This window comes from Runella defluvii, assembly GCF_014195535.1.
GTDB classification, from domain to species: Bacteria; Bacteroidota; Bacteroidia; order Cytophagales; family Spirosomataceae; genus Runella; species Runella defluvii.
In genome coordinates, this window is record NZ_JACIBY010000025.1 from 59,729 (window position 1) to 67,599 (window position 7,871).

Sequence of the window (7,871 nt, forward strand, 5' to 3'; positions counted from 1 at the left end):
GCGTAGCTTTAGGCACAGTTTAACCCTGACACGATGAAAAACTACTTTTACGCGCTCTGTGCCGCCTTTTTAGCGGCATGTTCAGGCCAGAAAAAAGCCGACCTAATTGTTTATAATGCAGCGGTCTATACCGTCGATTCGACCTTCTCCAAAGCCTCCGCTTTTGCCGTTAAAGATGGCAAATTTGTAGCCGTGGGCGATTCGGCCACCGTCTTTGCTCAATTTCAGTCCGACTCCCTCGTCGATGCCCAAGGCAAACCCGTTTATCCTGGCCTATACGACGCCCACGCCCACTTCTACGGCCTCGGCCAAATGCTCGACCAAGCCGATTTGGTGGACACGCAGTCGCCCGAAGAAATTATCGAACGCCTCAAAAAATACCAAGCCGAACACCCTGACGCCGTGTGGATTATTGGCCGTGGATGGGACCAAAACGATTGGCCCGTAAAGGAGTTTCCGACCAAAGACATCTTAGACAAAGCATTCCCCAATAACCCAGTCTATTTGACCCGCATCGACGGGCACGCGGGTTGGGTCAATTCCAAAGCTTTACAATTGGCCAAAATCACCGCCGAAACAAAGACAGAAGGTGGCTTGGTGGTTCTGAAAAATGGACAACCGACGGGTGTGCTCATCGACCGCGCCCAGCAACTTGTTCGCGCCCTCAACCCTACGCCCACCAAAGAAGATATTACATCGAAACTTCTAAAGGCACAAGCGATGTGTTTCCAGTACGGCCTCACCAACGTCGGCGACGCGGGGTTGTCACCTGATGTTATCGACCACATTGATAGCCTTCAAAAAGCTGGAACGCTCAAAATTCGATTGTATCCGATGGTGAGTGTCAGTCAAGAGAACATCGAAAAGATGCTCAAAAAGGGAATTTACGTCTCTGACCGATTGAACGTTCGTTCCTTTAAGATTTACGCCGATGGCGCGTTGGGCTCGCGCGGGGCTTGTTTGCTCAAACCTTACAGCGACGCCCCCGAAACAACGGGTTTTCTGCTTTTTAGCCCTACAGAACTTGAAAAATGGATTTCTCAATTGGCCAATAGTGAGTTTCAGGCCAATACGCACTGCATCGGGGATTCGTCTAACCGCTTGATGCTAAACCTCTACGCGAAGTATTTGAAAGGCAAAAACAATCGGCGTTGGCGGATTGAACACTCGCAAATCGTGGACGCGGCCGATGTGGCAAAATTTGGCGATTATTCGATTTTACCCTCCGCCCAACCTACGCACGCTACCTCCGACATGTACTGGGCGGGGCAACGTTTGGGCAAAGACCGCGAAAAAAATGGGTACATTTTCAAAACCTTGATGGAGCAAAACCAAAAAATTGCGTTGGGAACCGATTTTCCCGTGGAAGCCGTTTCGCCTTTTTATACTTTTCACTCGGCCGTGTATCGGCAAGATGCCAAGGGCTTTCCTGCGGGAGGCTACCAAGTAGAAAATGCCCTGACGCGTGAACAAACGCTGCGCGGAATGACGATTTGGTCGGCCTACGGTAATTTTGAAGAAAATCGCCTCGGTAGCATCGAATTGGGCAAAGCGGCCGATTTTGTTATCCTAGAAAAAGACCTGATGACCGCCCCCGCCAACGAACTCCGTGAGCTAAAAGTAAACAAAACCTACGTAGCAGGCGAAAAGGTTTTTGAACGAAAATAACAGGCTGAAAGCCTACAAAAAAGGGGTACGAGGTAAAATCTCGTGCCCCTTTTTTATTTTATTTTTTGTTAAAATATTGCAATTAAAACTACAAACTAAGATATTTGGAGTATCATTTTCAGCGTTATCTCAACCCTCCATCTATCTATGCAGCCACACGATTTTTTCTTCTTATTTTTTATCAAAAACTACCATTTCAAACCATGAAAACGCTCCCAAAAAAATCACGCCACTGCAAGTCGTTTGCAGTGACAACTCCTACCATTTTGAAAAACACTATTTTCTTTCTTTCATTTCTACTCCTTGGGGTTGGGAGTGAACTCAAGGCGCAGGAGTCGGTAGATAAAGACGTTAAACCCCACAATTGGGAGATTGGATTGGATATTTTACCATTAATCAAATCAACCTCCTTATACAGTTTAATGGTAAAAAAAACATTAGGTACAACTAACAGTGCACTCCGCTTTCGTGGAGCCTCTGAGTTATATAGTACTCTCCATAATTCGTCACTTCCGAGTGGTAAGGGGAACGGAGTTAACCTTATCAACACCGCCTTTGATATTGGCTTAGAAAAGCGCAATCAATATGGTAAGTTTTCATTCTATTATGGCGGTGATGTAAAGTTTGGGTATGAGTTAACCTCAACAAATGTTGGTGTAGCTGTAGGAGTTAATACACCCTCCGTTCTTTCAAAGAATCGCGATAGATTTGCTACACTTGGTATTGGAGCTTTTATAGGGGGTAAATATTTCTTGAACCATAGAATCTCTATTTCTGCTGAAAGTTGTTTATCAGCTATTTATGGATGGCGGAAACGAGAATCTGGCCAAGTGGATACAAATTTAAAGCCAATCAACCTTTTTGTTGAAAAAAGCGCAGGATTAGCAACACACTTAAATGGTATTTCAATTTTTATGATTAGTTATCACTTTTAAATTCACAGGCTTCTAGCCATCTTCACATAACTGGCTGGAAGCCTGCGAATAAGCGGCACGAGGCAAAACCTCGCGCCATCAAGGAGTAATCAATCGTATAAAATGGAATAAAAAATGGGATAGAAATAAAACGAATCACACTTAATTAACTAGCCAATGATACGTACAAAGTCTATCATTTCACTCTTTCTCCTTATTGCTACTTCTTGCTCTGTATTTCAGGACATTGGACCAAGCAAGTACTCATGGGGTTCGTTTTCGGCCAAAATAAACGGGAAAGTATGGGGGGGAAAGTTATTCTGGAGGATTTCAAGAGATTCGAGGCGATACTTTTCAAGGAGGCAACGCTGAAAATCAATGTCCAGAAGAGAGTCATTCAATCAGTTTCGATTGGTTTAATAAACAAGGATTCCACCGTGAAAATCTTATTTTAAGGAAAATACCTTTACTTTCTGGAAAACATCAAGTAATCCCTAATCCATCGAAATGTAAAATGACAGATCCTATCTATGCCATGTTTTATACATCTACTGACGATGGGGATGTACTGGGGGATATCTACACGATTTTGCCTACACAGGATAATTTTGTTCAGATAGATAACTATGATAATTACACAAAGGAAATTAGGGGGAAATTTCAGTTGACATTTGTTATTAAGAGTATCGGCGGTAATCATGTATTACCCGATACATTGCGATTAACAGAAGGTAGATTTCATACAAAAATTAAGTAACCACCCACGATAGTGCGAGCACCCTGTTCGTGCTTACCTTCACAGGCTTCTAGCCATCTTCACATAACAGACTGGAAGCCTGCGAATAAGCGGCACGAGGCAAAACCTCACGCCATCATGATTTGATGGTTAACGTAAGTTCTAAACCCAACACATCCCCAATTTTGCTCAGTGTTTCAAAAGATGGATTGGCAACACCTGTTTCAATGGCAATGACGGTCCGAAGCCCCACCCCCGCTAAGTCCGCTAAATCATTTTGCCGAATGCGCAGCCGTTGTCGCCGTTGCTTGATGACAACTCCTAGTTGGTGCAAATCCATATTTTTTGTTGTTAAAATAGGCAATATACTGCTTATTTATAGTAAATGCAAGGTTTAATAATAGATTTTTGACTAAAATCGGCAATATATTACATCTTCACAAAAACGGCTAAAAGCACGCAAATAATCAGCACAAGATGCAACTTCTTGTTATTTTTGTGGAAAAACTGCACTAATCGTGACTTTCCGCAAACGAGTTTACAATACCCTTGAGTTTTCGGCCAGTGGGCGACGAGGGCTGAACTTGTACATCAACATCAGTTTGGTATCGGTCATTGTGCTCAATTCCTTGGCCATTGTCCTACACACCGTCCCCGAAATCCGTCACAATCGCCTCTACGAACAACTTTTTCAATATTTCGAGATTTTTTCCGTCGGTATTTTCACCATCGAATACTTCCTGCGGATTTGGTCGTGCGTCGAAAACCCTCGTTACCGAAGCGATTGGCGGGGGCGTTTGCAGTTTATTTTTTCGTTTTGGGCCATTGTCGATTTTCTAGGGATTTTCCCCTTTTATTTCACCCTCCTTACCTCCGACTTTGGCATTATTCGTATTTTGCGCGTCTTTCGACTCTTCCGATTGTTTCGGGTATCGCGTTATTCTCGTGCCCTCAAAATGATTCGAAACGTCTTCTATGAAACCAAAGAAGAACTGCTGATTTGTTTGTCGTTCATTGTTTTTACCCTCGTCATTTCGTCGAGTGTGATGTATTACTTGGAACACAACGCCCAACCCGAACGCTTCAAAAGCATTCCTGCTACCCTTTGGTGGGGCGTTATTACGATGACCACCACGGGTTACGGCGACATGTACCCCGTTACGGCTGCAGGAAAAGTTTTTGGGGGTGTTGTCTTAATGCTTGGTATTGCGCTTTTTGCCCTGCCAACGGGTATTGTTGCTTCGGGTTTTATGGAACAAATTCGCCGCGACAAAGGCCGCAAATATGCCCGCTGCCCCCACTGCAATGAGCTTATCGACTTGCAGGAAGTACCTCATATTCACAAACCTGACCCCAAAAAACACTGATGCGGATTGGATTTGATGCCAAACGGGCGTTCAATAACCGAACGGGCTTGGGCAATTACAGCCGTTTTGTGCTCAATGCACTGCGCACTTTTGCCCCTACGCACACCTACACGGCCTATACGCCCAAAATAAAATCGGGACTGTTCGACGAATTTCCCGCGTCGCTTACCCGCACGCCTGCGTCGTCCAACGCCCTATACGGCGCTTGGTGGCGAAGTTATGGCGTGGCGTCTGATGTACAACGAGATAAGATTCAACTTTTTCACGGGCTTAGCAATGAGCTTCCTCAGGGATTGGGCAACATCAAATCAGTCGTTACAATTCACGACCTGATTTTTCTACGTTACCCGCATTTATACCCCGCCATCGACCGTTTTTTTTACCAACGTAAGTTTAAAAAAGCCTGCGCCGAAGCCGACTGCATCGTGGCCGTGAGTGAACAAACCAAACGCGACATCGTGGATTTTTACGGCACTTCGCCCGATAAAATTAGGGTCATTTACCAAGACTGCCACGAGGTTTTTCACGCTAATAACTCCATTTCGGCCTCGTCTTACAACGCAGTTCAACAAAAATACAACCTAACTCGCCCCTTTGTCTTGTGCGTCGGCACGATTGAAACCCGCAAAAACCAAGGTCAGTTGGTCAAGGCATTTGCCGAAGCTTCATTGGAGGGGGCGGAATTGATTTTGGTTGGGGGAAAAACGGCGTACCAAGCCGAAATCGAACGCTACCTAGCGCAGCACCAACCCTCGACCCAAGTACGGATTTTTAATAACGTGCCGTTTGCTGATTTACCTATCTTGTATCGGCTGGCTCGGGTGTTTGCCTACCCTTCGGTGTTTGAAGGTTTTGGTATTCCCATCGTCGAAGCGCTTCACAGCGGTGTGCCCGTGGTGGCAGCCACGGGGTCGTGTCTGGAGGAAGCGGGTGGCAAAGGTGCTCTGTACGCTGCCCCCGACGACGTAAATGAGCTGGCGGCCCACCTTCAACGCCTTTGGAACGACGAGGCACTGCGCGCTCAACTTGTAGCCGACGGTCAGGCACACTTACACCAATTTTCGGCCTCCACCATTTCCAGTCAACTTTCCGCGCTTTATCAGGAAGTAAACCAACAGTAAACGGCAAAACTTCTACCTTTGTCAAACAATTAACCTAAACGACGCCCCATGCGAACGCTATTTGTGGCCTGGACACTGTTGCTGCTTACTGGACTGGTCGAAGGAGTTAGCCAAACCCCGACTCGGTTTATCATCTTCAAAACCGATGCCGACGAAAACGACAATCCTGCGGCCATCGTGTACGTGCAGTTTGCCAACAAAATGACCCAAATCGCCAAAATTACGGGCAATGCCGAACTGGTTGATAAAAAGGAATTTGCCGAAAAAGGAATTCCCAAAAATGCCATTGCCGCCTGCGGTGCTTGGTGGGCTGGCGCTGGCGACTATTTTTACCTCCTTAAAACTCCCAAAGGAATCGCCATTTACAAAGGTTGGCAAGACGAAGGCCAGCAAGATAAAGGCTACCACTGGACCAAACTGAAAGAGATTTCCCAATAGCATGTTACTTCCCGCACCCTTTATAAGCCTGTTGCAGGCTCAACTTGGAACCGATTACGCTGATTTTGAGGCCGCTTTACAAACGCCTCCACCCGTCAGTATTCGCTACAATCCTAGAAAAACCACCGCTCCTGCGTCCCAAATCACACCAATTCCTTGGTGTTTGGAAGGTCGGTATTTGGACCAGCGTCCTGTTTTTACACTCGACCCACTTTTCCATGCGGGGGCCTATTACGTACAAGAAGCCTCGTCGATGTTGATTGGACACGCACTGCCCCAAGTGGCTAACGTGGCCAAACCGCTTCGCGTGCTCGATTTGTGCGCTGCCCCTGGCGGAAAAACCACCCTATTGACCTCTTTACTTCATCCAGACAGTTTGGTACTGGCCAACGAAGTGATTAAAAGCAGGGTGATGATTTTGAAAGAAAATGTACAAAAATGGGGTTCACCCAACGTCCACGTGAGCAACCATGACCCCGAAGATTTAGGGAAATTAGAGTCGTTTTTTGACGTTATTTTAATAGACGCTCCTTGTTCTGGCGAAGGTCTTTTTCGCAAAGACCCTGCGGCCATCAACGAGTGGTCGGAAGGAAGTGTACACGTATGTGCGGGTCGCCAGAAACGAATCGTGGACGCGGCCTTGCCTTTGCTTACTCCTGGTGGCATCTTGTTGTATTGTACCTGTACTTACAACGACAGTGAAAACCAAGGAACAGGCCAGTGGCTGCTTGAGCAGGGCATGGAAGAACTCAAAATTAACGTACCCGCAGAGTGGGGAGTGGTAGAAAAAACCATTGGATACCAATGTTATCCGCACCGAGTCAAAGGCGAAGGTTTCTTTTTTTCGGTGTTTGAAAAACCTCAAGCCTTTCGTTCGGCTCAGCGCTACGATACTTTGCCCAGAAGAGGGAAAGAAGAAGGCTTCCGATCATGTAAACGTTTGACAGCAAAACAACTTCCTGAAGCCCGCAAATGGCTCGAACAACCCGATACGTTTCATTTGTTTGTAAAACCCAACGGAGAAGTAATTGCGTTTTTAGACAGTCAATTAAATGACATTCGGATTTTGGACAATACCCTTTCGGCCAAAGGATTGGGACTTGAAATGGGAGAGTTTAAGGGAAATGATTTTATTCCATCGCACGCCCTCGCGTTAAGCACGGCCCTCTCATCGGATATTTCTCGACTTGAGCTAACCGAAAACGAAGCACTCGTGTTTCTAAAGAAGGAAAATTTGTCGGTGGATGCTCCGCGTGGTTGGGTACTTGTGACTTACCAAAATCAGGGATTAGGCTGGGTGAAGGGGTTGGGTAATCGGGTCAATAATTACTTACCCAAAGATTGGCGGATTCGGATGGAGATTCCTGAATGATAAACATTCTAAAAAGCAAAAAGCCTCCCAGCATTGGAAGGCTTTTTGTCGGGATGGCAAGATTCGAACTTGCGACCTCCTGGTCCCAAACCAGGCGCGATGACCGGACTACGCTACATCCCGAAAAAGACTGCCCCCGAGTGACTCGGAGGCAGTTTTATAATATTGTGGCGGCTACCTACTTTCCCACATTTTATTGCAGTATCATCGGCGGAGTGGGGCTTAACTTCTCTGTTCGGAATGGGAAGAGGTGAA

Annotated in this window: 8 protein-coding genes, 1 tRNA gene and 1 rRNA gene; 7 read left to right on the plus strand and 3 right to left on the minus strand. The window is 46.2% G+C overall.

What is annotated here, in order from left to right; all coding sequences use genetic code 11:
• Positions 1–33: 33 nt before the first annotated feature.
• From FHS57_RS29940 to FHS57_RS29950, 3 genes are all read left to right on the plus strand, one after another.
• Positions 34–1,668, plus strand: coding sequence for an amidohydrolase (locus FHS57_RS29940; RefSeq protein WP_183980200.1), 1,635 nt, complete (start codon positions 34–36; stop codon positions 1,666–1,668).
• A 203-nt stretch (positions 1,669–1,871) separates the two neighbouring features.
• Entirely contained in the window at positions 1,872–2,603 is a 732-nt protein-coding gene (locus tag FHS57_RS29945; RefSeq protein WP_183980202.1) for a hypothetical protein, read from the plus strand.
• Between the two features lie 493 nt (positions 2,604–3,096).
• Complete coding sequence (locus FHS57_RS29950; protein WP_183980204.1) at positions 3,097–3,339, plus strand: hypothetical protein; 243 nt, start codon at positions 3,097–3,099, stop codon at positions 3,337–3,339.
• A gap of 115 nt (positions 3,340–3,454) precedes the next feature.
• Here FHS57_RS29950 and FHS57_RS29955 read toward each other — a convergent pair whose 3' ends face one another.
• Positions 3,455–3,658 (minus strand): helix-turn-helix transcriptional regulator, encoded by a 204-nt coding sequence (locus tag FHS57_RS29955; RefSeq protein ID WP_183980205.1) that lies wholly within the window; start codon positions 3,656–3,658, stop codon positions 3,455–3,457.
• A gap of 178 nt (positions 3,659–3,836) precedes the next feature.
• On the opposite strand from FHS57_RS29955, the gene FHS57_RS29960 reads away from it, so the two are divergent.
• The 4 genes from FHS57_RS29960 to FHS57_RS29975 are packed head-to-tail and all read left to right on the plus strand — an operon-like array spanning position 3,837 to position 7,616.
• On the plus strand, positions 3,837–4,685 hold the full coding sequence (locus FHS57_RS29960) for an ion transporter (protein ID WP_310587027.1): 849 nt from the start codon (positions 3,837–3,839) through the stop codon (positions 4,683–4,685).
• Positions 4,685–5,806 carry a glycosyltransferase family 4 protein gene (locus tag FHS57_RS29965; protein WP_183980207.1) on the plus strand — a complete coding sequence of 374 codons (1,122 nt, stop codon included), beginning with the start codon at positions 4,685–4,687 and terminating at the stop codon, positions 5,804–5,806. Before FHS57_RS29960 ends, FHS57_RS29965 begins: the two co-directional genes overlap by 1 nt.
• 48 nt (positions 5,807–5,854) lie before the next feature.
• On the plus strand, positions 5,855–6,244 hold the full coding sequence (locus tag FHS57_RS29970) for a hypothetical protein (protein ID WP_183980209.1): 390 nt from the start codon (positions 5,855–5,857) through the stop codon (positions 6,242–6,244).
• A gap of 1 nt (position 6,245) precedes the next feature.
• Positions 6,246–7,616 carry a methyltransferase RsmF C-terminal domain-like protein gene (locus tag FHS57_RS29975; RefSeq protein WP_183980211.1) on the plus strand — a complete coding sequence of 457 codons (1,371 nt, stop codon included), beginning with the start codon at positions 6,246–6,248 and terminating at the stop codon, positions 7,614–7,616.
• A gap of 48 nt (positions 7,617–7,664) precedes the next feature.
• Here the strand turns inward: FHS57_RS29975 and FHS57_RS29980 are convergent.
• Positions 7,665–7,739, minus strand: a tRNA-Pro gene (locus FHS57_RS29980).
• A gap of 42 nt (positions 7,740–7,781) precedes the next feature.
• Positions 7,782–7,871, minus strand: a 5S ribosomal RNA gene (rrf, locus tag FHS57_RS29985); the annotation flags it as partial.